Origin of the sequence: Streptomyces termitum (assembly GCF_014650175.1) — a bacterium.
Classification (GTDB): domain Bacteria; phylum Actinomycetota; class Actinomycetes; order Streptomycetales; family Streptomycetaceae; genus Streptomyces; species Streptomyces termitum.
In genome coordinates, this window is record NZ_BMUL01000004.1 from 25,978 (window position 1) to 48,830 (window position 22,853).

The 22,853-nt window shown below is 73.6% G+C and carries 23 protein-coding genes; 16 read left to right on the top strand and 7 right to left on the bottom strand.

Going from position 1 to position 22,853, the window contains the following annotated elements:
• Positions 1 to 65: 65 nt before the first annotated feature.
• From IE219_RS08730 to IE219_RS08755, 6 genes are all read left to right on the top strand, one after another.
• On the top strand, positions 66 to 503 hold the full coding sequence (locus IE219_RS08730; protein WP_189976018.1) for a DUF6278 family protein: 438 nt from the start codon (positions 66 to 68) through the stop codon (positions 501 to 503).
• A 153-nt stretch (positions 504 to 656) separates the two neighbouring features.
• Positions 657 to 1,400 carry an amino acid ABC transporter ATP-binding protein gene (locus IE219_RS08735; protein ID WP_189976019.1) on the top strand — a complete coding sequence of 248 codons (744 nt, stop codon included), beginning with the start codon at positions 657 to 659 and terminating at the stop codon, positions 1,398 to 1,400.
• A gap of 14 nt (positions 1,401 to 1,414) precedes the next feature.
• The gene (locus IE219_RS08740; RefSeq protein ID WP_189976020.1) at positions 1,415 to 2,338 is read left to right on the top strand and encodes a glutamate ABC transporter substrate-binding protein; all 924 of its coding nucleotides are present in this window, start codon (positions 1,415 to 1,417) and stop codon (positions 2,336 to 2,338) included.
• Between the two features lie 17 nt (positions 2,339 to 2,355).
• Complete coding sequence (locus tag IE219_RS08745) at positions 2,356 to 3,000, top strand: amino acid ABC transporter permease (protein ID WP_189976021.1); 645 nt, start codon at positions 2,356 to 2,358, stop codon at positions 2,998 to 3,000.
• Positions 2,997 to 3,863 carry an amino acid ABC transporter permease gene (locus IE219_RS08750; RefSeq protein ID WP_189976022.1) on the top strand — a complete coding sequence of 289 codons (867 nt, stop codon included), beginning with the start codon at positions 2,997 to 2,999 and terminating at the stop codon, positions 3,861 to 3,863. The genes IE219_RS08745 and IE219_RS08750 overlap by 4 nt, the downstream gene beginning before the upstream one ends.
• A 323-nt stretch (positions 3,864 to 4,186) precedes the next feature.
• Positions 4,187 to 5,461 carry a cytochrome P450 gene (locus IE219_RS08755; RefSeq protein ID WP_229849703.1) on the top strand — a complete coding sequence of 425 codons (1,275 nt, stop codon included), beginning with the start codon at positions 4,187 to 4,189 and terminating at the stop codon, positions 5,459 to 5,461.
• Here IE219_RS08755 and IE219_RS08760 read toward each other — a convergent pair.
• Positions 5,427 to 6,158, bottom strand: a complete 732-nt coding sequence (locus IE219_RS08760; RefSeq protein ID WP_189976024.1) for a hypothetical protein — start codon at positions 6,156 to 6,158, stop codon at positions 5,427 to 5,429. The genes IE219_RS08755 and IE219_RS08760 overlap by 35 nt on opposite strands.
• 116 nt (positions 6,159 to 6,274) lie before the next feature.
• Here IE219_RS08760 and ggt point away from each other — a divergent pair, with 116 nt between their 5' ends.
• On the top strand, positions 6,275 to 8,083 hold the full coding sequence (gene ggt / locus IE219_RS08765) for a gamma-glutamyltransferase (protein WP_189976025.1): 1,809 nt from the start codon (positions 6,275 to 6,277) through the stop codon (positions 8,081 to 8,083).
• A 7-nt stretch (positions 8,084 to 8,090) separates the two neighbouring features.
• Here the strand turns inward: ggt and IE219_RS08770 are convergent, their stop codons facing one another.
• Both IE219_RS08770 and map read right to left on the bottom strand, forming a co-directional pair.
• Positions 8,091 to 8,792, bottom strand: a complete 702-nt coding sequence (locus IE219_RS08770) for a hypothetical protein (protein WP_189976026.1) — start codon at positions 8,790 to 8,792, stop codon at positions 8,091 to 8,093.
• Between the two features lie 59 nt (positions 8,793 to 8,851).
• A complete protein-coding gene (map, locus tag IE219_RS08775) occupies positions 8,852 to 9,619 on the bottom strand; it encodes a type I methionyl aminopeptidase (protein WP_189976027.1) in 768 nt (255 codons plus the stop codon).
• A gap of 48 nt (positions 9,620 to 9,667) precedes the next feature.
• On the opposite strand from map, the gene IE219_RS08780 reads away from it, so the two are divergent.
• From IE219_RS08780 to IE219_RS08820, 9 genes are all read left to right on the top strand, one after another.
• Positions 9,668 to 9,919 (top strand): helix-turn-helix domain-containing protein, encoded by a 252-nt coding sequence (locus IE219_RS08780; RefSeq protein WP_189976028.1) that lies wholly within the window; start codon positions 9,668 to 9,670, stop codon positions 9,917 to 9,919.
• A gap of 113 nt (positions 9,920 to 10,032) precedes the next feature.
• Positions 10,033 to 10,332 (top strand): hypothetical protein, encoded by a 300-nt coding sequence (locus tag IE219_RS08785; protein WP_189976029.1) that lies wholly within the window; start codon positions 10,033 to 10,035, stop codon positions 10,330 to 10,332.
• 195 nt (positions 10,333 to 10,527) lie between these two features.
• Complete coding sequence (locus IE219_RS08790; protein ID WP_189976030.1) at positions 10,528 to 10,674, top strand: hypothetical protein; 147 nt, start codon at positions 10,528 to 10,530, stop codon at positions 10,672 to 10,674.
• 125 nt (positions 10,675 to 10,799) lie between these two features.
• Positions 10,800 to 11,975 carry an alginate lyase family protein gene (locus IE219_RS08795; RefSeq protein WP_373298808.1) on the top strand — a complete coding sequence of 392 codons (1,176 nt, stop codon included), beginning with the start codon at positions 10,800 to 10,802 and terminating at the stop codon, positions 11,973 to 11,975.
• Between the two features lie 11 nt (positions 11,976 to 11,986).
• A complete protein-coding gene (locus IE219_RS08800) occupies positions 11,987 to 12,379 on the top strand; it encodes a PPOX class F420-dependent oxidoreductase (protein ID WP_189976032.1) in 393 nt (130 codons plus the stop codon).
• A gap of 245 nt (positions 12,380 to 12,624) precedes the next feature.
• A complete protein-coding gene (locus IE219_RS08805; protein WP_189976033.1) occupies positions 12,625 to 13,464 on the top strand; it encodes a nitrilase-related carbon-nitrogen hydrolase in 840 nt (279 codons plus the stop codon).
• A complete protein-coding gene (locus IE219_RS08810; protein ID WP_189976034.1) occupies positions 13,461 to 14,741 on the top strand; it encodes an aspartate aminotransferase family protein in 1,281 nt (426 codons plus the stop codon). The genes IE219_RS08805 and IE219_RS08810 overlap by 4 nt, the downstream gene beginning before the upstream one ends.
• 30 nt (positions 14,742 to 14,771) lie before the next feature.
• Complete coding sequence (gene hydA / locus IE219_RS08815) at positions 14,772 to 16,172, top strand: dihydropyrimidinase (protein WP_189976035.1); 1,401 nt, start codon at positions 14,772 to 14,774, stop codon at positions 16,170 to 16,172.
• Between the two features lie 10 nt (positions 16,173 to 16,182).
• Entirely contained in the window at positions 16,183 to 17,181 is a 999-nt protein-coding gene (locus tag IE219_RS08820) for a TIGR03842 family LLM class F420-dependent oxidoreductase (RefSeq protein ID WP_189976036.1), read from the top strand.
• Here the strand turns inward: IE219_RS08820 and IE219_RS08825 are convergent.
• The 4 genes from IE219_RS08825 to IE219_RS08840 all read right to left on the bottom strand — a co-directional run bounded on the left by IE219_RS08825 (position 17,162) and on the right by IE219_RS08840 (position 22,668).
• Entirely contained in the window at positions 17,162 to 18,856 is a 1,695-nt protein-coding gene (locus IE219_RS08825) for a flavin-containing monooxygenase (RefSeq protein WP_189976037.1), read from the bottom strand. The two genes, IE219_RS08820 and IE219_RS08825, sit on opposite strands and share 20 nt — an antisense overlap.
• A gap of 114 nt (positions 18,857 to 18,970) precedes the next feature.
• Positions 18,971 to 20,191 carry an MFS transporter gene (locus tag IE219_RS08830; RefSeq protein WP_229849704.1) on the bottom strand — a complete coding sequence of 407 codons (1,221 nt, stop codon included), beginning with the start codon at positions 20,189 to 20,191 and terminating at the stop codon, positions 18,971 to 18,973.
• A 251-nt stretch (positions 20,192 to 20,442) separates the two neighbouring features.
• Positions 20,443 to 21,993 carry a SulP family inorganic anion transporter gene (locus tag IE219_RS08835; protein WP_189976038.1) on the bottom strand — a complete coding sequence of 517 codons (1,551 nt, stop codon included), beginning with the start codon at positions 21,991 to 21,993 and terminating at the stop codon, positions 20,443 to 20,445.
• Between the two features lie 72 nt (positions 21,994 to 22,065).
• Positions 22,066 to 22,668 (bottom strand): carbonic anhydrase, encoded by a 603-nt coding sequence (locus IE219_RS08840; RefSeq protein ID WP_229849668.1) that lies wholly within the window; start codon positions 22,666 to 22,668, stop codon positions 22,066 to 22,068.
• Positions 22,669 to 22,853: the final 185 nt, after the last annotated feature.

The window sequence follows — 22,853 nt, forward strand, 5'->3', positions numbered from 1 at the left end:
ACGCACCGGGACGATCTCCGCGTGCCGGGTGGTGGACCGGCGGCCCGCGGTGCGACGCTGTTCCGATGAACATCCCGTTTCTCGACCACTGGCGCAAGCGCCACGAGCCCGAACCGCCGCCCCTGGTCGAGGCCTTCGACCGCGACCCCGACGGGGTGGCGGAGCTGCTCGCCGAGTGCGCGCTGCTCCGCAGCCGGGTCGAGCGGGCGGGCGTCGCGCTCGACGACACCCCGGGCTCCCTCCAGCGCCTCGACCAGCTCCCGCCGCGCTGGCGCGACGACCAGGAGGAACTGCCCTGGTTCGGGAACGACGCGGGCCTCTACCTCGGCACCGTCATCGTGCGGAACGTCCCCGGCGCCCACTGGCGCGTCTGGCCGAACGGCGGTCCGGTCGTCGTCCTGGAGTCCGGCCGCGAGATCCCGGTCGTCGAGTACGGCCTCGACTGGGCGATGACCGGCGCCCCCGAACTCTCCCAGGCGTACGCGGAGGCCGCCGAGCAGTGACCGCCCGGCGGGGCGGCGGCGGTTCACCCATCGGTCGTAAATACGGCTAATCCCGGCTCGTCCCGTCTTGCGCGTGTCGGGCGTGAAGCCCCTTTCCCGGCGGATAGTTTGCGCTGTCCCGACACACCGCCGAGGAAGAGGGGCAGACAGCGCATGGCCGCCGACCCGCTGATCGAACTGCGTGGCGTGAACAAGCACTACGGCACGCTGCACGTGCTCCAGTCCATCGACCTGACGGTCGGCCGGGGCGAGGTCGTCGTCGTCATCGGCCCCTCGGGCTCCGGGAAGTCCACCCTCTGCCGGGCCATGAACCGCCTGGAGACCGTCGAGTCCGGCGAGATCCTCATCGACGGCCGCCCGCTGCCCGAGGAGGGCAAGGCGCTCGCCGGACTGCGCGCCGAGGTCGGCATGGTCTTCCAGTCCTTCAACCTCTTCGCCCACCGGACCGTCCTCGACAACGTCTCCCTGGCGCAGATCAAGGTCCGCCGGCGGAAGAAGGACGAGGCCGACCGGCGCTCCCGCGAACTCCTCGACCGGGTCGGCCTCGCCGCCCACGCCGACAAGTACCCGGCGCAGCTCTCCGGCGGCCAGCAGCAGCGCGTCGCCATCGCCCGCGCCCTCGCCATGGACCCCAAGGCGCTCCTCTTCGACGAACCCACCTCCGCCCTCGACCCCGAGATGATCAACGAGGTCCTGGAGGTCATGCAGCAGCTCGCCCGCGAGGGCATGACGATGGTCGTCGTCACCCACGAGATGGGCTTCGCCCGCTCCGCCGCCAACCGCGTCGTCTTCATGGCCGACGGCCGGATCCTGGAGGACCGCTCCCCGGAGGAGTTCTTCACCGCCCCGCGCACCGAGCGCGCCCGGGACTTCCTCTCCAAGATCCTCTCGCACTGACCGGGGTGGCCACCATGCAGCGCACACACCGCCGTCCGGGCCCGTTCGCCGTCCTGCCGCTCCTCCTCGCGAGCCTGCTGCTCGGCGCCTGCGGCCGGCCCGGCAGCCCGCCCGTCAAGGGCCCGCAGCCCGACCGGCTGCCCGCCTACCGGGTCGACGCGGGCTTCGCCCTGCCGTCCTCCGCCACCTGGGAGCGGGCCCGCAAGCGCGGCCGGCTGATCGTCGGCGCCAAGGAGGACCAGCCGTACCTGGGCGAGAAGGACCCGGCCACCGGCCGCTACTCCGGCTTCGACATCGAGATCGCCAAGATGATGGCCGCCTCGCTCGGCTTCCAGCCCTCCGGCATCGAGTTCCGCACCATCGCCTCCGCCAACCGCGAGACCGCCCTGCAGAACGGGCAGATCGACTACTACGTCGGCACCTACACCATCAACGACAAGCGCAAGAAGCTCGTCGGCTTCGCCGGCCCCTACTACATGGCCGGCCAGTCCCTCCTGGTCCGCACCGACGAGAACGACATCGACGGCCCCCAGGACCTCGACGGCAAGCGGGTCTGCTCGGCGGCGGGATCCACCCCCTACCAGCGCATCCAGCAGGACTATCCCCGGGCCGAACTCGTCGCCTACGACACGTACTCGATCTGCGTCGACAACCTCCTCACCTACCAGGTCGACGCGGTCACCACCGACGACACCATCCTCATGGGCTACGCCGCCAAGGTCCCCGACGAACTCAAGCTCGCCGGAGAGCCGTTCTCGAAGGAGCCGTACGGCATCGGCGTCCCGCGCGGCGACGACGCGCTCCGCTTCGCCCTCGACGACGCGATCGCCGCGCACGAGAAGAACGGCGACTGGAAGAAGGCGTACGACGCGACCCTCGGCCTCTCCGGGGTCCCCGCCCCGAAGCCGCCCGCCATCGACCGCTACCCGGCCAACTGAGGACCCCCACCCCTGACATGGACGTACTGACAGAGAACTTCTCGCTCTACGGCGAGGGCTTCCTCGGAACCCTCGAACTCACCGTCTACGCCTCCGCGCTCGCCCTCGTCCTGGGCTTCGTCATGGCCGCCTTCCGGGTCGCCCCCGTCGGCTCCTTCCGGGTGTTCGGCACGGTCTGGGTCACCGTCCTGCGCAACACCCCGCTCACCCTCCTCTTCTTCGCGGTGATGCTGGGCCTGCCCCGCTTCGGACTGGTGCTGCCCTTCGAGGTCTTCGCGGTCCTCGCCCTCGGCTGCTACACCTCGGCCTTCATCTGTGAGGCGCTGCGCTCCGGCATCAACACCGTCCCCGTCGGCCAGGGCGAGGCCGCCCGCAGCCTCGGCATGAACTTCACCCAGACCCTGGGCACGGTCGTCCTGCCGCAGGCGTTCCGCTCGGTGATCCCGCCGATCGGCTCCACCCTGATCGCGCTCGCCAAGAACTCCGCCATCGCCGGCGCCTTCAGCGTCACCGAACTCCTGGGCACCTACAAGACCTTGAGCGAACTCGGCTACAACATCATCTGGACCTTCGTCTGGATCGCCGTCGGCTACCTCATCATCACGCTCGCCATCAGCGCCGTCTTCAACCTGATGGAGAAGCGCTGGGGGGTGACCCGATGAGCCGCCCCCCGCAGGCCAGCGCCCTGTACGACGTCCCAGGACCGCACGCCCGCCGCCGCCACCTCCTCTACGGCCTGCTCTCCACCGCCGTCCTCCTCGGCCTGGCGGCCTGGATCCTCTACCTCCTCTTCGACACCGACCAGTTCACCGCCGTCAAGTGGCGGCCCTTCCTCTACGAGGGCATCCAGGAACTCCTGTGGAAGGGCCTGGTGAACACCCTCAAGGCGTTCGCGCTGGCGGCCGTCCTCTCGCTCGTGCTCGGCGCGGTCCTCGCCACCGGCCGGCTCTCCGACCACCGCCCGGTCCGCTGGATCGCCACCCTGCTCGTGGAGTTCTTCCGCGCGATGCCGGTACTGGTGATGATCTTCTTCATCTTCGTGGCGCTCAAGGTGCAGCCGCTGCCCGCCCTGGTCACCGGACTCGCCCTCTACAACGGCTCGGTGCTGGCCGAGGTCTTCCGCACCGGCGTGCACGCCGTGCCGCGCGGCCAGGGCGAGGCCGCGTACGCCCTCGGCATGCGCAAGACCCAGGTGATGACCTTCGTCCTGGTGCCGCAGGCGGTCCGGGCGATGCTGCCCGCCATCATCAGCCAGCTCGTCGTCGCCCTCAAGGACACCTCGCTCGGCTACCTCATCACCTACGAGGAGTTCCTGCACGCCGGGAAGCTCATCGCCTCCAACCTCGACTACGACCTGCCGTTCATCCCGGTGGTCCTGGTCATCTCGCCCCTCTACATCGGCCTGTGCATGCTGCTCTCGTGGAGCGCGACCTGGATCGCGCGGCGGGAGCGCCGCGACCCCCGGACGAAGGGGGTGGACGTCGCCCCCGCCGCCCCGGTGCCCACGCTGCCGGGCCGCGAATGATCCCGAGGGGGACCGGGCGCCACCCGGTCCCGGACCGGCCGGCGGCCGCGATCACTCCTCCCGCGACGGGCCGGAGAAGGTCAGCCGCCCACCCGGTCCCCTTCTCTCAGCCCTCGCCCCGCAGCACCGCGGCCACTCCGGGGCCGGCGCGCGCCTCCCCGACCCCGGCAGCGTCACCCGGGCCTGCGGCACCTCGTCGCCGTTCACGATCCCCGCTCCACCCCCAGGTGTCATGACGGCGATTCCGGGAGCTCGCGGCCGACCCGGACAAGGCGCCCGAACCGTGCTCTCCGTCCTGCGGAAAGCGGCTCCGGCCTGTCATGATGGACATGTCGTCACCCCTGCTCCAGGCTTGGTCCGTGGAGCAGCCGAGCCTTCCCGACGTCTTCGACCCCCGGATCCACGCCGCCGGGCCGCCGCACGACGCCTTCCGCGCGCTGCGCGACCGGGCGCCCGTCGCGTGGCAGGAGGAGCCCGCGCTGCTCGGCTGGCCCGCCGGACCCGGCTTCTGGGCGGTCACCCGGCACGCCGACGTCGTCCGCGTCCTCAAGGACCCCGGTACGTACTCCTCCTGGCTCGGCGCCACCCAGATCCGCGACCCCGACCCGGCCGACCTGCCGTTCATCCGCCGCATGATGCTCAACCAGGACCCGCCGGACCACGGCCGGCTGCGGCGGACCGTCAGCCGCGCCCTCACCCCCGGACGGATCGGGCGCTTCGAGGCCACCGCCCGGGTCCGGGCCCGCCGGCTGCTCCTGGCGGCACGGGAGGCGGGCGGCACGACCGACCTCGTCGGGGCCGTCACCGACGAGTACGCGCTCCTCAACCTCACCGACCTGCTCGGCGTGCCCGCCGCCGACCGGGACCTCCTGCACACCTGGACCGAGCGGGTCATCGCCTACCAGGACCCCGACGAACCGCCCGTCCTCGACGCCCGCGGAAACCCGGTCAACCCCCGCTCACCGGCCATGCTCGCCGAGATGTTCGCGTACGCGCGCGACCTGGCCGCGCACAAGCGGAAGCACCCGGCCGACGACCTCATGACCGCCCTCGCCACCGGCGGACTCGACGACCCCGAACGGGAGATGTTCTTCTTCCTGCTCACCGTCGCGGGCAACGACACCGTCCGGTCGGCCGCCCCCGGCGGCGTCCTCGCGCTCGCCGCCGACCCCGGCGAGCGGCGCAGGTTCTGGCGGGGCGAGGTGGACACCGCCACCGCCGTGGAAGAACTCCTGCGCGCGCACCCGCCGGTGCTCTCCTTCCGCCGCACCGCAGCCCGCGCCGCCGAGCTGGCCGGGACCCGGATCGCCGCCGGGGACAAGGTCGTCGTCTTCCACGGCTCCGCCAACCACGACGAGCGCGTCTTCGCCGACCCGCACCGGCTCGACCTCGGCCGCCGCCCCAACCCGCACGTCTCCTTCGGCGACGGCCCGCACGTCTGCCTCGGCGCCCACTTCGCCCGGCTCCAACTCAGGTTGTTCTACGAGGAGTTGCGCGCCGTCTGCGGGGAGGTCGAGCTCGCCGGGCCGCCCCGCAGGCTCGTCTCCAACTTCATCAACGGCCTCAAGACGCTGCCGGTGCGGCTGCCGGCGCCCTGAGCGCCGCCCGGGTCACGTCCGCCACCAGCTCGACCACGTCGGGGCCGTACGCCTGCGAGTTGACCACCTTCAGGAGCAGGACGAACGAACCGCCCCGGTGGGTGCGGGCGAGCCGCTCGTGGTGGCGGGCCAGATAGCGGGTCGCCGCCTGGTTGGTGATCGCCCGCTGCCCGCAGAAGAGGAAGACCGGACGCCCGCCGTCGCCCGCCGTGATCCGGGCCAGCACCACGAACTCGACCGCCCCCGGATCCATCGGGTACCGCTCGCCCCCGACCTCGATCACGCCCCGCTCCGCCACCGGGTCCGGCTCGGTCCGCATGGTCAGCCCGGGGAGCAGGGAGGACAGGTGCGCCTGCGTCCTGCGGTTGGAGCCCGGCCCGCCGACGCAGAACTCGGTGCGGTCGCCGAAGCCCATGTGGGCCCGGTCGTGCTGCACGATCTGCGCGTGCGCCCCGCAGTCCTTGACCAGCGCGGCCAGTTCGAGCAGCGCGAACACGTCGAAGCGGTGCACGGCCCCGTCGCCGCCCGCCTCCCTGTTGACCACGAGCAGGCACTCCGAGTGGTCCGGCAGGCCGAAGAACGCCTGCCGGCGGCGGAGCTTCCGGCGCCACGCGTACGTCCGGGTGAACCAGCCCAGGAAGGCGCTGACACCGGTCGCCGCCACCCCGAGCACGATGTTCCGCAGGTCCTCGTCCATAAGGGCGCATGGTAACGGCGTCCGGTCGTCCGTTCGAGGGTGGCCGGGAGGCGGTCCTGACGGATCCGCCGCCCGGAAGTTACGCTGCGTCGAACCCTCTTGACGGGAGGTCAGGAATGCGTCGCTCCGCCCTGCTGCGGTACGGATCGGTCGCGGCCGCCGCCGCGACGGTGCTCTCGGTGGGGGCCGCGGCCCCGCCGCACCCCGCCCCGCCGCCCCCGGCCCCGGTGAAGGTGCCGGTCGCCACCGGCCACGGCGGGGCCGTCGCCAGCGTCGACGCCGACGCCAGCGCCGCCGGCGTCGAGATCCTCCGCCGGGGCGGCAACGTGGTCGACGCGGCCGTCGCCGTCGCCGCCGCCCTCGGCGTCACCGAGCCCTACTCGGCCGGCATCGGCGGAGGCGGCTACCTCGTCTACTACGACGCCCGCAGCCGCACGGTCCACACCCTCGACGGCCGCGAGACCGCCCCCGCCTCCGCCGACGCCGGCCTCTTCCTGGAGGACGGCGCGCCGATCCCCTTCGAGGAGGGCATGACCAGCGGGCGGAGCGTCGGCACCCCCGGCACCCCCGCGACCTGGGCGGCCGCCCTCGACGCCTGGGGCAGCAAGCCGCTGCGCACGCTCCTCGGGCCCGCCGAGCGCCTCGCCCGCGACGGCTTCACCGCGGACACCACCTACCGCGCCCAGACCGCCGCCAACGAGGCCCGTTTCCGCGACTTCCCGGCCTCCGCCGCGCTGTTCCTGCCCGGCGGCCGGCTCCCCGAGGTCGGCTCGACCGTCCGCAACCCCGACCTGGCCCGCACCTACGCGCTCCTCGGCGAGAAGGGCGTCGGCGCCCTCTACAAGGGTCCGCTCGCCCGCGACATCGTGAACACCGTCCGCACGCCCCCGGTCCGCCCCGGCGCCACGCGCAACGTCCGCCCCGGCGACCTCACCGAACGGGACCTCGCCTCCTACCGGGCGATCCGCCGCGCCCCGACCAAGGTCTCCTACCGGGGACTCGACGTCTACGGCACGGCCCCCTCCTCCTCCGGCGGCACCGCCGTCGGCGAGGCGCTCAACATCCTGGGGACCACCGACCTGTCCGCCGCCTCCCCGGAGCGGTACCTGCACCGCTTCATCGAGGCGAGCCGGATCGCCTTCGCGGACCGGGGCCGCTGGGTCGGCGACCCCGCCTTCGAGGAGGTGCCCGTGCGGGGCCTGCTCTCCCGGCGGTTCGCCGCCTCCCGGGCCTGCCTGATCCGCGACGACGCGGCCCTGACCAGCCCGCTCGCCCCCGGCGACCCCCGCCGCCCGGTGCCGTGCGCGCCCGGCGGGACCGCCGCCCCCACCCCGTACGAGGGGGAGAACACCACCCATCTCACGGTCGCCGACAAGTGGGGCAACGTCGTCGCCTACACGCTCACCATCGAGTCCACCGGCGGCAGCGGCATCACCGTCCCCGGGCGCGGCTTCCTGCTCAACAACGAGCTGACCGACTTCTCCTTCGCCCCGGCGAACCCGGCCGTCCACGACCCGAACCTGCCCGGACCCGGCAAGCGGCCCCGCTCCTCGATCTCCCCGACGATCGTCCTCGACGGCCGGGACCGGCCGGTCCTCGCGGTCGGCTCGCCGGGCGGCGCCACCATCATCACCACCGTCCTCCAGACCCTCACCGGGGTCCTCGACCGGGGCCTGCCGCTGGTCGACGCCATCGCCGCGCCCCGCGCCAGCCAGCGCAACCAGCCCACCACGGAACTCGAACCGGCGCTCTGGAACAGCCCGTTGCGGGCCGAACTCGAAGCGCTCGGCCACGGCTTCCGGCAGAACCCGGAGATCGGCGCGGCCACCGGGGTGCAGCGGCTGCCCGACGGGCGGTGGCTGGCCGCCGCCGAGACCGTCCGCCGGGGCGGCGGTTCGGCGATGGTGGTCCACCCCGACCGCTGACGGATCGTCAACCCTGGTCGCGGCCGGCCGACTCCAGGGCACGGGCCGCGGCCAGGCACTCCGGCGGCGGACGCGGGTCGTCCCGTACGGCCCGCAGGAGCACCGGCACCGGCATCGTCCGCAGGGCGTGCCGCCAGGCGAGGTGTCCGTGCGCGGCGGCGTACCGGTCGGTGAGGACCTCGGCCGGGGTCGGCTCGGCCCCGGACCGCCGCAGCAGCGCCGCCGGGCCCCGCAGGCTCAGGCCCCGGCAGATCTGCTCGGCGGTGACGCGGTCGCTCCGGTGGTCGTCGTGGACCTCGTACAGCAGCGCGTACACGAGCCGTTCCTCGCGCGGGGTGAGGGGGACGGGCAGCGGGGTGTGCCACCACAGCGCCTCCACGCCGGACGGCGAGACCGGCACCGGCAGCCCGCAGGAGAGCGGGCTCGGGGCGCAGGCCAGCCGGATCGCGCCGAGGGCGGTCCACCGCTCCGACAGCTCGCGGCGCAGGGCGAGGCCGGGCGCGGTCTCCGGCGCGCGGGCCAGGGCCGCCGCCCCGACCTCCTCGACGGTGGGGCCGTCCGTCCACACCAGGGTCCAGGGCCCGGCGCCGTCGGGCGCCTCGGCGGCGACCGGCCCGAGCCGCCCGCTCAGCTCCGCCGCCAGGGCGACGGCCCCGGGCTCCCCGTCCCCGCCCGTCCCCGCGCCCGCGCCCGTGTCCTCGCTCGTCATGCCGGGAGTCTAGGAGCGGACACCGACAGGGCGGCGGGCGGCGACGGGGCGGGTCCCGCTCACGGGGCGGTCAGGACGCGCGGGCCCGCGTCGGTGATCGCGACCGTGTGCTCGGCGTGCGCGGCGCGGGAGCCGTCGAGGGTCCGCATCGTCCAGCCGTCCCGCGCCGTGTAGTACCCGTCGTCGCCGCTCGCGAGGAGCATGGGCTCGATCGCCAGGACCATGCCGTGCCGCAGCCGCATGCCGCGCTCCGGCCGCCCCTCGTTGGGCACGCCCGGGTCCTCGTGCATGGCGCGGCCGATGCCGTGGCCGCCGAAGCCGTCCGGGATGCCGTACCCGGCCTTCCGGCAGACGGTGCCGATGGCGTGGGCGATGTCCCCGATCCGGTTGCCGACCCGGGCCGCCGCGATGCCGGCCGCCAGGGCCTCCTCGGCCGCGGCGATCAGCCGGGTGTCCTCCGGGCGGGCCCGGCCGACGGTGAAGCTCACCGCCGAGTCCCCGGCCCAGCCGCCGAGCAGCGCGCCGCAGTCCAGGGAGACGAGGTCGCCGTCGGCGAGCGGGGTGCCGTCCGGGACGCCGTGCACGATCGCGTCGTTGACGGAGACGCAGACGACGGCGGGGAAGGGGGTGGGGGCCCAGTCGGGGCGGTAGCCCAGGAAGGGGGAGTCCGCGCCGGCCTCCGCCAGCACCTCCCGGGCGGCCCGGTCCAGGGCGGTGGCGGGCACGCCGGGCGCGGCGGCCTTCCGTGCCGCCGCCAGGGCGCGGGCCACCACGCGGCCCGCCTCGCGCATCGCGGCGATGTTCTCGTCGGTCTTCAGCTTCACCATTCCCATTACTATACCGGTATAAGAATGGGGTGGGGGTACAGTGGGGGCATGGTGCGCACCCCCCTCACCCCCGAAGAGCGCGAACGCGGCGAGCGGCTCGGCCAGTTGCTCCGCGCGGCGCGCGGCGAGCGGTCGATGGTCGAGATCGCCGCCGCCGCGGGCCTGTCGGCGGAGACCCTCCGCAAGATCGAGACCGGCCGCGCCCCCACCCCGGCCTTCTTCACCGTCGCGGCCCTCGCCGGAGTCCTCGGCCTCTCGATGGACGAACTGCTGGTCCGCTGCGCGCTCGCGCCGGTCTGAGCCCGCCGGGTGGCCCCCGTGCCGGTGGGGGAGGAGGCTGGGAGGTGAGTACGTCCGGGTGGACCAGGGGCGTACCGAGCGAAGCCCCCGCCCGGCCGGGATGGGAGTCCGCCATGCGCATGCTCATGAAGGTGCAGATGGACACCGAGGCGGCGAACGAGGCGATCCGGCGGGGCTCTCTCCCGAAGCTCATGCAGGGCGCGTTCGAGCGGATCGCCCCCGAGGCGGCGTACTTCACCGTCGAGAACGGCTGCCGCACCGGCTACCTCTTCTTCGACCTCGCCGACCCCTCCGACCTGCCGGTCATCGCCGAGCCCTTCTTCATGGAGCTCGGCGCGAAGATCCACTACTCGCCGGTGATGAACCGCGAGGACCTCGCGAAGGGACTCGCCGCCCTCGGCGCGGACGGCTGACCCCTCCCGCCGGGTACGGCCCCGGGGAGCCGCGCGACCGGGACACCCGGCCCCACCGGCCCCCCGGGCCCCGGCCGCTTCGACGGCACCGGCGCCCCATGGCCGAAGCCGCCGCTCCCGCGCCCGCCGGTCCCCGTCCGCTCGGACGCCCCTGTCCGCCCGGACGCCTTCGTCCGCTTGGGCGACCCCGGCCGCTTGGACGACCCCGGCCGCTCGGACAACCCCGGCCGCTTGGGCGGCCCCGGCCGCGCCGCCGGCACCGCCCGCGTCCGGGCCCGCGCGCACGGCGCCGAGGTCGGGGCCGCCCGGTCCGCCCGCGACCGGGACGACCCGGTGGCGTAACAGCGGATGCGGCGGCGCGCCCGCGGGCCCACCGTGGTGGCGTGCACCGACAGCCCCGCCCCCGCGTCCGCCCCCTCGCCCGCCGCCCCCGGCTCCGCCGCAGGGCCGCCGCCGTCCTCGCCCCGCTGCTGCTCCTCGGCGTGGCGGCCTGCGGCGGGCCGCCCGCGCCCGACCGGGGGCCCGTCCCGCCGTCCGGCGCCGCCCCGGCGCACTTCCGCCACCCCGGCGTGCTCGTCGGCGGCGCCCAGCTCAGCGCCGTACGGCGGCACGTGGCGGCCGGGGAGGAGCCGTGGGCCTCGGCCTACCGGGCGATGAGCACCAGCCCGTACGCCGACCCCGACTACGTGCCGCACCCGGCCGAGACCGTCGCCTGCGCCTCCAACGCCGGCACCGAGGCGTGCGTCGCCGAGCGGGAGGACGCCCTCGCCGCCTACACCCAGGCCCTCATGTGGTCGGTCACCGGCGAGCGGGCGTACGCCGCCAAGTCCGTGCAGATCATGGACGCCTGGGCGCGCGTCATCAAGGAGCACACCCGGGACGACGCCGACCTCCAGACGGCCTGGGCCGGCTCCTCCTGGGCCCGCGCCGCCGACATCGTGCACGCCGGCTACCCCGGCTGGGGCGCCCCGGCCGTGCAGCGCTTCAAGTGGATGCTCCGCAAGGCGTACCTGCCCGCCGTCACCGCCGCCGTCCCCGACTACAACGGGAACTGGGAGCTGGCGATGACCGACGCGGCCATCGGCATGGCCGTCTTCCTGGAGGACCGGGGCCTCTTCGAGCAGTCCGTGCGCCGCTACCGCGCCCGGGTCCCCGCCTACTTCTACCTGGCCTCCGACGGCGCCCTGCCCAAGCCGCCGCCCGGCGGCACCATCCGGACCGCCGACCAGCTCGCCACCTACTGGTTCGGCCAGCGCACCTACCGCGACGGCCTCGGCCAGGAGACCTGCCGCAACTTCATGCACATCGGCTACTCGCTCGCCGCCACCGCCCACATCGCCGAGACCGCCTGGCACCAGGGCGTCGACCTCTACCGCGAGGAGGCGCCGCGGATCGCCGCCGCCCTGGAGTTCCACGCCCGCTACCAGCTCGGCGCGACCGCCCCGGGCTGGCTGTGCGGCGGCAAGGTGGAGCGGACCATGGGGCCGGACGTCGAGGTCGCCCTCAACCACCTGGAGGGCCGGATGGGGATGCGGCTGCCGCAGACCGAGCGGCTCGCCGCCAGCCAGCGGCCCGGCGGCACCGACAACCTCTTCGTCGCCTGGGAGACCCTGACCCACGCCCGCAACCCCACCCCGGCATAGGCTCGCCGTCCATGACGACCGAAGAGACCATCGAAGCGCTGCGGCGCGGCCGCTACGTCAGCCTCACCACCTTCCGCCGGGACGGCACGGGGGTCGCCACCCCGGTCTGGTACGCGGTGGAGGACGGGAAGGCGTACGTGTGGACCCGCACCGACTCCTGGAAGGTCAAGCGGCTGCGCAACGACCCCCGGGTCGAGCTGGCCGTCTGCGACGTGCGCGGCAACGTCGCCGAGGGGGCCGCCCGGGTCCCCGGCACCGCCCGGCTGGTCACGGGGGAGGAGCTGCGCCGCGTCCGCGCGCTGCTCTCCCGCAAGTACACCTACCAGTTCTGGCTGGTCGACCGGCCGGCCGCGCTCTTCCGGCGCGGGAAGCGCCCGCACACCGGGATCGTCGTCACGTTCTGAGCCGCTCCCGGGACGGGAAACGCCGGAGACACGCCGGAGGAGCGCCGGGGAAGCGCCGGAGAAAGGGGCCAACGGGTACGTGTCGGTACGTGTCCGATGCGGACCACTCCGGTATGAAACATGATCGACTCCGCTTCGTCAGGGCGGCGGTCTTGCTCCGGGGTGTGACGGGGCTTACGTTCTCCTCCTACGCACCGTGTCTACGGGCGTAGAGGCTCTCTGACGCCGTGCCGAAGGAGCAGCTCATGACCGTCGTACGCGCCGCACTCGTCCAGGCGACCTGGACCGGCGACACCGAATCCATGATCGCCAAGCACGAGGAGCACGCCCGCGAGGCCGCCCGGCGGGGCGCGAAGGTGATCGGCTTCCAGGAGGTGTTCAACGCCCCCTACTTCTGCCAGGTCCAGGAGCCCGAGCACTACCGCTGGGCCGAGCCCGTGCCCGACGGCCCCACCGTGAACCGCATGCGGGAGCTGGCCCGCGAGACCGGCATGGTCATCGTCGTCCCCGTCTTCGAGATCGAGTCCGAGGGCTTCTACTACAACACCGCCGCCGTCATCGACGCCGACGGCAGCTACCTCGGCAAGTACCGCAAGCACCACATCCCGCAGGTCAAGGGCTTCTGGGAGAAGTACTACTTCCGCCCGGGGAACGCCGGCTGGCCGGTCTTCGACACCGCCGTCGGCAAGGTCGGCGTCTACATCTGCTACGACCGCCACTTCCCCGAGGGCTGGCGCCAACTCGGCCTGGGCGGCGCCCAGCTGGTCTACAACCCGTCCGCCACCCACCGCGGCCTCTCCGCCCACCTGTGGCAGCTCGAACAGCCCGCCGCCGCCGTCGCCAACGAGTACTTCGTCGCCGCCATCAACCGCGTCGGCGTCGAGGAGTACGGCGACAACGACTTCTACGGCACCAGCTACTTCGTCGACCCCCGCGGCCGCTTCGTCGGCGACGTCGCCTCCGACAAGGAGGAGGAACTCGTCGTCCGCGACCTCGACTTCGGCCTCATCGAGGAGGTCCGGCAGCAGTGGGCCTTCTACCGCGACCGCCGCCCCGACGCGTACGACGGGCTGGTGAAGCCGTGAGCGCCCTGCACGACCGGCACCGCGCCGTCCTCCCCGACTGGCTCGCCCTCTACTACGAGGACCCCATCGAGCTCACCCACGGCGAGGGCCGGCACGTCTGGGACGCCGACGGCCGCCGCTACCTCGACTTCTTCGGCGGCATCCTCACCACCATGACCGCCCACGCCCTCCCCGAGGTCACCAAGGCGATCGCCGAGCAGGCCGGCCGGATCGTCCACTCCTCCACCCTCTACCTCGACCGGCCCATGGTGGAACTGGCCGAGCGGATCGCCGCCCTCTCCGGCATCCCCGACGCCCGCGTCTTCTTCACCACCTCCGGCACCGAGGCCAACGACACGGCCCTCCTCCTCGCCACCGCGTACCGCCGCTCGAACCAGATCCTGGCGATGCGCAACAGCTACCACGGCCGCTCCTTCTCCACCGTCGGCGTCACCGGGAACCACGCCTGGTCGCCCACCGGCCTCTCCCCGCTCCAGACCCTGTACGTCCACGGCGCCGTCCGCACCCGGGGCCCCTTCGCCGGCCTCACCGACGAGGGCTTCACCGAGGCGTGCGTCGCCGACCTCGAAGACCTCCTCGGCCACACCCACCGGGTCGCCGCGCTCATCGCCGAACCCGTCCAGGGCGTCGGCGGCTTCACCGCCCCGCCCGACGGCCTGTACGCCGCCTTCCGCCGTGTCCTGGACCGGCACGGCGTCCTGTGGATCTCCGACGAGGTGCAGACCGGCTGGGGCCGCACCGGCGACCACTTCTGGGGCTGGCAGGCGCACGCCCAGGCCGGACCGCCCGACATCCTCACCTTCGCCAAGGGCATCGGTAACGGCATGTCCGTCGGCGGCGTCGTCGCCCGCGCCGAGGTCATGAACTGCCTCGACGCCCACTCCATCTCCACCTTCGGCGGCTCGCCCGTCACCATGGCCGCGGGACTCGCCAACCTGTCGTACCTCCTCGACCACGACCTCCAGGGCAACGCCCGCCGCGTCGGCGGCCTCCTCATCGAGCGGATCAGGGCCGCGGCCGCCGGGGTGGACGCCGTCCGCGAGGTCCGCGGCCGGGGCCTCATGATCGGCGTCGAACTCGCCGACCCGGCCACCGGCGCCGCCGCCCCCGAGGCCGCCTCCGCCGTCCTGGAGGCCGCCCGCGCGGGAGGACTCCTCATCGGCAAGGGCGGCGGCCACGACACCAGCGTCCTGCGCGTCGCACCGCCGCTCTCGCTCACCGTCGCCGAGGCCGAGGAGGGCGCGGCCCTCCTCGAGCAGGCCCTCCGCACGCTCTAGCAGGCTTCTCACAGGCAGGGAGAAAGTCCCGTGACCCGAACCCTCATCCGGGGCGGCCTCGTCGTCACCGCCTCCGACGAACTCCACGCCGACGTCCTCGTCGAGGACGGCCGGATCGCCGCGCTCGCCGCCCGCGGCTCCGACACGGCGGCGGGCTGGACCGCCGACCGCGTCCTCGACGCCACCGACCGGTACGTCCTCCCCGGCGGCGTCGACGCCCACACCCACATGGAGCTGCCCTTCGGCGGCACCTTCGCCTCCGACACCTTCGAGACCGGCACCCGCGCCGCCGCCTGGGGCGGCACCACCACCATCGTCGACTTCGCCGTCCAGTCCGTCGGCCGCTCCCTGCGCGAGGGGCTCGACACCTGGTACGCCAAGGCCGACGGCAACTGCGCGGTCGACTACGCCTTCCACATGATCATGTCGGACGTGAACGAGGCGACGCTCAGGGAGATGCCGAAGCTCGTCGAGGAGGGCATCACCTCGTTCAAATTGTTCATGGCGTATCCGGGCGTCTTCTATTCGGACGACGGGCAGATCCTGCGGGCCATGCAGGTGGCCGGCGGGACCGGCGGGCTGATCATGATGCACGCGGAGAACGGCATCGCGATCGACGTCCTCGTGGAACAGGCCCTGGCGCGGGGCGAGACCGATCCCCGCTTCCACGGGGAGGTCCGCAAGGCGCTGCTTGAGGCGGAGGCCACCCACCGGGCGATCCAGCTCTCCAGGGTCGCGGGCAGCCCCCTCTACGTCGTGCACGTGTCCGCCGAGGAGGCGCTGGCCGAACTGGCGGCCGCCCGGGACCTGGGCCTGCCGGTCTTCGGCGAGACCTGCCCGCAGTACCTCTTCCTGTCGACGGACAACCTGGCGGAGCCGGACTTCGAGGGCTCCAAGTACGTGTGCTCGACGCCGTTGCGGCCGAAGGAGCACCAGGCGGCGCTGTGGCGGGGACTGCGGACCAACGACCTCCAGGTGGTGTCCACGGACCACTGCCCGTTCTGCTTCACGGGCCAGAAGGAGCTGGGCCGGGGCGACTTCTCGAAGATCCCCAACGGCCTGCCGGGGGTGGAGAACCGCATGGACCTCCTCCACCAGGCCGTCGTCGACGGGCACATCTCGCGGCGCCGCTGGATCGAGATCGCCTGCGCCACCCCGGCCCGCATGTTCGGCCTCTACCCGCAGAAGGGCACGATCGCGCCCGGCGCGGACGCGGACGTCGTCATCTACGACCCGCACGCCACACAGGTGCTGTCGGCGGAGACCCACCACATGAACGTCGACTACTCGGCGTACGAGGGGAAGACCGTCACCGGGCAGGTCGAGACCGTCCTCTCCCGGGGCGAGGTCGTGATCGACGGACGGAAGTACACCGGCCGCGCCGGCCACGGCACGTTCGTACCGCGCGCCACCTGCCAGTACCTGAGCTAGGAGAATGACCTTGGACTTCGGCATCGTGCTCCAGACCGACCCGCCCGCCTCGCAGGTCGTCGGCCTGATGCGACGGGCGGAGCGCAACGGCTTCCGCTACGGCTGGACCTTCGACTCCGCCGTGCTCTGGCAGGAACCCTTCGTCATCTACAGCCAGATCCTCGAACACACCACCAAGCTCCACGTCGGCCCGATGGTCACGAATCCCGGGACGCGTACGTGGGAGGTGACGGCCTCCACCTTCGCCACCCTCAACGACATGTTCGGCAACCGCACGGTGTGCGGCATCGGCCGCGGCGACTCCGCCATGCGCGTCGCGGGCCGCAGGCCCAACACCCTGGCCCGGCTCGGCGAGGCCATCGACGCCATCCGCGACCTCGCCGAGGGCCGCGAGGCGACCGTGGACGGCAACCCGATCCGCATCCCGTGGGTGAGGAACGGCAAGCTGCCGGTGTGGATGGCGGCGTACGGGCCCAGGGCTCTCGCGCTCGCCGGGCGGAAGGCCGACGGCTTCATCCTCCAGCTCGCCGACCCGTTCCTCACCGAGTGGATGGTCAAGGCCGTCCGGAAGGCCGCCCGGGACGCCGGCCGCGACCCCGACGCCCTCACCATCTGCGTCGCCGCCCCCGCCTACGTGGGGGACGACCCGGCGCACGCCCGGGACCAGTGCCGGTGGTTCGGCGGCATGGTCGGCAACCACGTCGCCGACCTGGTCGCCAGGTACGGCGAGCACTCGGACATGGTGCCGGAGGAGCTGACCGCGTACATCAAGGACCGGCACGGCTACGACTACTCCCACCACGGCCGCGCCGATAACCCCGACACCGCCTTCGTCCCCGACGAGATCGTCGACCGCTTCTGCCTCCTCGGCCCCGCCGAGGCCCACATCGACAAGCTCCGCCACCTCAAGGACCTCGGCGTCGACCAGTTCGCCGTCTACGCCATGCACGACGACCGCGAGGGCACCATCGACGCCTACGGCTCCGAGATCATTCCCGCTCTTCGCTGAGGGGGAACGCGCCGGGGGAAGAGAGGGTGAAGCCGGTGTAGCCGTCGCGGGCCGCGGTGTCGCACTCTTCCCGGTACCGGTCGAGCCCGCCCGCGTAGGCGAGGAACACGCGGGGTTTGCCCGGGACGTTCGCCCCGGTGTACCAGGAGTCCACCGCCGGGTAGAGCGTACGGGCGGCGAGTTCCGCCACGTGCGTCCCCCAGTCGGCCTCGGCGGACGGGGTGGCGTCGATCTCGGTGAGGCCGTTCCTGAGCAGGTGGCCGATGCAGTCGGTGATCCACTCGACCTGCTGTTCGATGGAGACCGTGATGTTGGTGAGTACGGAGGGGCTGAGCGGTCCGAGGACGGTGAAGAGGTTGGGGAAGCCGGCCGAGACGAGCCCGAGGTGGTTCCGGGGGCCCTCGGCCCACCGCTCCCGGAGCGTCACGCCCCCCTTGCCGACGATGTCGACGGCGAGCTGGGAGCCGGTGAGGGCGTCGAAGCCGGTGGCGAGGACGATCACGTCGAGGTCGTGCTCCCCGTCCGAGGTGCGGATGCCCCGGGGGGTGACGCGTTCGATCGGGGTCGCGCGCAGGTCCACGAGGGCCACGTGCGGCAGGTTGTACGTCTCGTAGTAGCCGGTCCCCAGGCAGGGGCGCTTGGTCGCGAACGGGAACGTGCGCGGGGAGAGCCGTTCCGCCGTCGCGGGGTCGGTCACGACCGACCGGATCCTGGACCGGACGAACTCCGCCACGGTCGCGTTGGCCTCCTCGTCGGTGAGGATGTCGGTGTAGGTGCGCACCAGTCCGTTGAGGAAGCCCTCCTCCCAGGCCGCCTCGTAGGCGGCGGTGCGCTCCGTCTCGTCCGCCTCCAGCGCCGAGCGGGTCGGGGGCGCGAAGACGGTCCCGCCCCGCGAGCGCCGCTGGGCCCGCCGGAACTCGGGGTACCCGGCTTTGAGCGCCGAGCGCTCCGCGGCCCGCAGTGGACGGTTGCGCGCGGGCAGGACGTAGGCCGGGGTGCGCTGGAAGACGGTGAGGGAGGCCGCCTCGCCGGCGATGACGGGAACGGCCTGCACGCCCGAGCATCCGGTGCCGATCACGGCGACCCGCTTCCCGGCGAAGGAGACGTCCTCGCGCGGCCACCGCGCGGTGTGGTGGACGGCGCCGGTGAAGCTGTCGACACCGGGTATCCCCGGGTCCTTGGGGACCGACATGCAGCCCGTCGCCATGATCACGAAGCGGGCGGTGACGGTCCGTCCGGTGTCCGTGGACAGCCGCCAGCGGTGGTCCGCCCCGTCGTACACGGCGCGGGTGACCCGGGTGCGCAGGGCGACGTCCTCGCGCAGGCCGAACCGGTCGGCGACGTGGTGGATGTAGCGCAGGATCTCCGGCTGGGCGGCGTACCGCTCGCTCCACTCCCACTCCTGGTCGAGTTCCGGGGAGAAGGAGTAGGAGTACGACATGCTCTCGATGTCGCAGCGGGCCCCGGGGTACCGGTTCCAGTACCACGTTCCGCCGATGTCGTCGCCCGCCTCGAAGACCACCGTCGTCAGGCCGAGCTCCCGCAGCCGGTGGAGCTGGTAGAGACCGGAGAGCCCGGCCCCCACGACCACGGCGTCGACCCGGTCGTCGGCGGCGGGCGGCCGGGCGGCGGACACCGTCGGGTCGCTCGCCGGGGAAATCGTCGGACGGCTCATCTGCCGGCTCCTGTTCTGTCGGATCACGGACGAGGGAGGAGGAGAAGGGAAGCGGAGAGTCCGCCGGGACGGGTTACGCGGCGTCCTCCCGCGCACGTACCGGCCGGCCGGTCGTCAGGCGGGGCGGCCGCGGTTCATCGCCACCGCCGGGATGACCGTGAGGGCGAGGGCCCCGGCGGCCATGGCCAGGACCGGGTATCCGACCCCGCCCATCACCAGCCCGGAGGCCATGCCGCCGGTCGCGCCCGCCACGGACATCCCCACGTCCGCGAGACCCTGCACCGAGGCCCGGTTCTCGGCGGGCGCGGCGTCCGTGAGCAGGGCGGTGCCACCGAGCAGGGCCAGGTTCCAGCCGACTCCGAGCAGGACCAGTGCGCAGGCCAGCGAGGGGGCGGAGGCCGGCGGGGCGAGGCCCGCGAGCAGACTCGCGCCCAGCAGGACGGCTCCGGCCGCGGTGGCGACCCACTGCCCGCCGATCCGGTCCGCGAGCAGGCCGCTCAGCGGTGACGGCAGGAACATGGCGCCCACGTGCAGGGCGATGACCAGACCCACCGCCTGTGTCGTGTGGCCGTGGCCCGCCATGTGGACGGGAGTCATGGTCATCACGGCGATCATCACGAGCTGCGCGGTGATCATCACGGCGGCGCCGGTGACGACGCCGGGGGCGGCGTACCCGGTACGGGCGGCCCCGGGCTTCCGGGGCGGGGCCGGGGGCGGCGGATCCGGGCGCGACCACACCACCAGGGTGAGCGCCGCGGCCACGTACGCGACCGCCGCCAGCAGGAAGGGCCCCGTCAGCCGCGGCAGACCCCAGGCGGCGGCGAGGTCGCCGGTGGGTCCGGTCAGGTTCGGGCCCACGACCGCTCCGAGGGTCATGGCGAACAGGACGGTTCCGGCGGCCCGGCCACGTCGTCCGGGCGGCGCGAGACCGGCGCCCGCGTAGCGCGCCAGGAGCCCGGTGACCGTACCCGCCCCGTACACGAAGAGGGCCGTCAGGAGCAGGACGGGCGAGCGGGCCGCGGCTCCCGCGACCACGCCCACGCTGCCCAGCGCGGCGATGCCGTGGCCGAGCGCCAGTCCCGGACGGTGCCCGAAACGCTGACCGACGCGCCCGAGCCCCGCCGCTCCGAAGGCCGCGCCGGCGGTGTACAGCGCGGCCGGGACCCCGGCCAGACCGGTCGAGCCGAGCAGGTCCTGGGCGAGCAGCGCGCCGACCGTGATGCCGGCCGCCATGCCCAGGCCGCCGAGCGCCTGTGAGATGCCGAGCACCGTCAGGGCGCGGCGCTGTCCGGGGGAGAAACCCGCCGCCGTGGCCGGGGGGATCGTGCGGGTCACGCGTGCTCCCGGGCGGCATGGCCCGAGGGGGCGCGGGTGGCGGGGGTGGGCATGGGGCTCCTTCGGGGGCGTCGGGCGCGCGGCGGCCCGCACCGGTGGGGCCGGTGCGGGCGGGGCGGGCGGGAGCCGTCGGCGCGGGGGCGGCCGCGCCGACGGCGTGGGGCATCAGCGGACCGGGAGGGGGAACCGCTCCCGGTGGTGCCGGTGCGGGGTGGAACCCGCTGAGGACGAGGGGGAGGGGCGCACGTCCGTCAGGAGGTGGTTCCGCGCCGGCCGTCCGCGGTGCCGCCGCCCCGTGCGGCGGCGACGAGGGCGGTCTCGCGCGGTTCCGGGTCGGGCATGCCTCCGGGGTCCCGGAGGCCGGCGTCGTTCTGGGCGGTCCACGCGTCCAGGGCGGTCCGGCAGGCATGGTCCAGGTGGCGCAGCCGCGAGAGGTCGACCTCCACCGGCCGGTCCTTCGGCAGCGCCTCCAGGGTGTCGAGGATCAGCGGAAGGCGCAGGAAGGTCGCGTTGCCGCTGAGGGCGACCGTGGTGCGCCCGTCCCGCTCGCCGACGTCGAGACGGACGGCGGAGGTCTCCCACGCCGTCTTGAGGACGGCGGCCCCGATGCCGACCAGGACACCCATGAACATGTCCGTGGCGATGATCGCCAGCCCGGTCGTGGCCAGCACCACCGCCTCGCCGCGGTGTTCGCGCCAGAGCGTCCCGAACATTTTGACCGGGACGAGCTTCGCACCGGCGTGGACGAGCACCCCGGCGAGCGCGGCCACGGGTATCAGGCCGAGGACGGCGGGGAACAGGGCGGCGAACAGCAGCAGCCACACTCCGTGCAGGATCCTGGACATCTTGGTACGGGCACCGGCCTGGACGTTGGCGGCGCTGCGCACGATGACGGCGGTCATGGGCAGCGCGCCGACGAGGCCGCACAGCGCGTTCCCCGCTCCCTGGGCGACGAGTTCCTTGTTGTAGTGGGTGCGCGGGCCGTCGTGCATCCGGTCCACGGCGGCGGCGCTGAAGAGGGATTCGGCGGACGCGATGAGCGTGAAGGCGAGCACGACGCCCAGCAGCGAGGGATCCGCCAGCAGCCCGATGTCGTCCGGGCCCGTCAGATCGAGGGAGTCGACCAGGCCGCGGACCTCGATGGTGGCGACGGGCAGGTCCAGCACCGCCACCGCGACGGTGGCCAGACCCACGGCCACCAGCGGTCCGGGAAGCAGCCGGGGCAGGCGTCCGGGAAGCCGCTTCCACAGGACGAGCACGGCGATGCTCCCGGCGCCGATCGCGCAGGAGGACAGCGCCGGGGCCCCGGACACGCTCCTCGTGAGCAGTTCCGGAAGGCCGGCCAGGTTGGCGAGACCGTTTCCGTGCGCCTCGGCTCCCGCCAGGGCGTAGAGCTGGCTGCCGATCAGGACGAGGCCGATGCCGGCGAGCATGCCGTGGACGACCGCGGTGGAGATGGCGCGGAACCACCGTCCGAAGCCGACGACACCGAGCAGGATCTGGAGGAGCCCCGTGGTCAGGACGAGGATTCCGAGCACACCGGTCCCGTGGCTGGTCACGGCCTCGTACACGAGGACCGTGAGCCCCGCGGCCGGGCCGCTGACCTGGAACGCGCTGCCCGGCAGCGCGCCGACCAGCAGCCCGCCGACGATGCCCGTGACCAGGCCCAGTTCGGCGGGGACACCGGAGGCCACGGCGATGCCGACGCACAGGGGGACGGCGACGAGGAACACCACGACCGAGGCGAGCAGGTCGCGGGAGAGGACGTCCGGCCGTAACCGGAGACGGGGAGAGGTCTTCATTGACTTCGGCTCCTGGGGGTGGGGGAGTGGCGGCCGGGGCGGCGGCGGGACCGCGCGCGTCGGCATCGCCGTCTACAGGGAGGAGAAGGCGCCCGTGGCGATCTGGTGGGCCCGGACGACGCCGGTGTGGACCTCGTAGTACCAGGCGTGCAGGCCGAGCCGGCCCTCGCGGACGGCCCGGCTCACGCAGGGGTAGTCGCGGAGCCTCCGCATCTGCGCGACGACGTTGTGCTGCACGGGCAGCGCGACATCGGGGCCGGGGTCTTCGAGGCCGGGCCCGCCGTCCTCCGCGGGGATGGACCGGCTGAGCCAGTCGCGCACCGCGGGCAGGGTCCGCAGGTCCTCCCCCCGCGCGAGGGCTCCCACGGCGCCGCAGTGGGAGTGCCCGCAGAGGATGATGTCGGACACCTCCAGCACGGAGACCGCGTACTCGATCGTCGCCATCTCGCTGGTGGCGTTCTCCGGGTCGTACGGGGGGACGATGTTGCCCGCGGTGCGCAGCTCGAACAGTTCGCCCGGTCCGACGCCGGTCAGCAGCGTCGGGACCACGCGGGAGTCGGAGCAGGTGATGAACATGGCGGAGGGGCGCTGGCCGTCGGCGAAGCCGTGGAGACCGGGTCCCTCTTCGCCGTATCGGTGAGGGAAGTCCCGGGCCTGGTCGATGAGGTGCAACACGGGAGTGTCCTCCTTGGGGGGGAGTGGTGCGTGGCTCGTCGTACCGGTGGCGGCTTCGGCCGGTGCGACAGGGCTCTCGGGGGTACGAGGTGGCACGGGTGCCGTGGGGAACGGCTGCGAGTCGTCGCGCGGGGGTGTCGTCGAGGTCGCCCGTGCCGGCTGTCGGTGCGGTGGCGCCCGGGTCC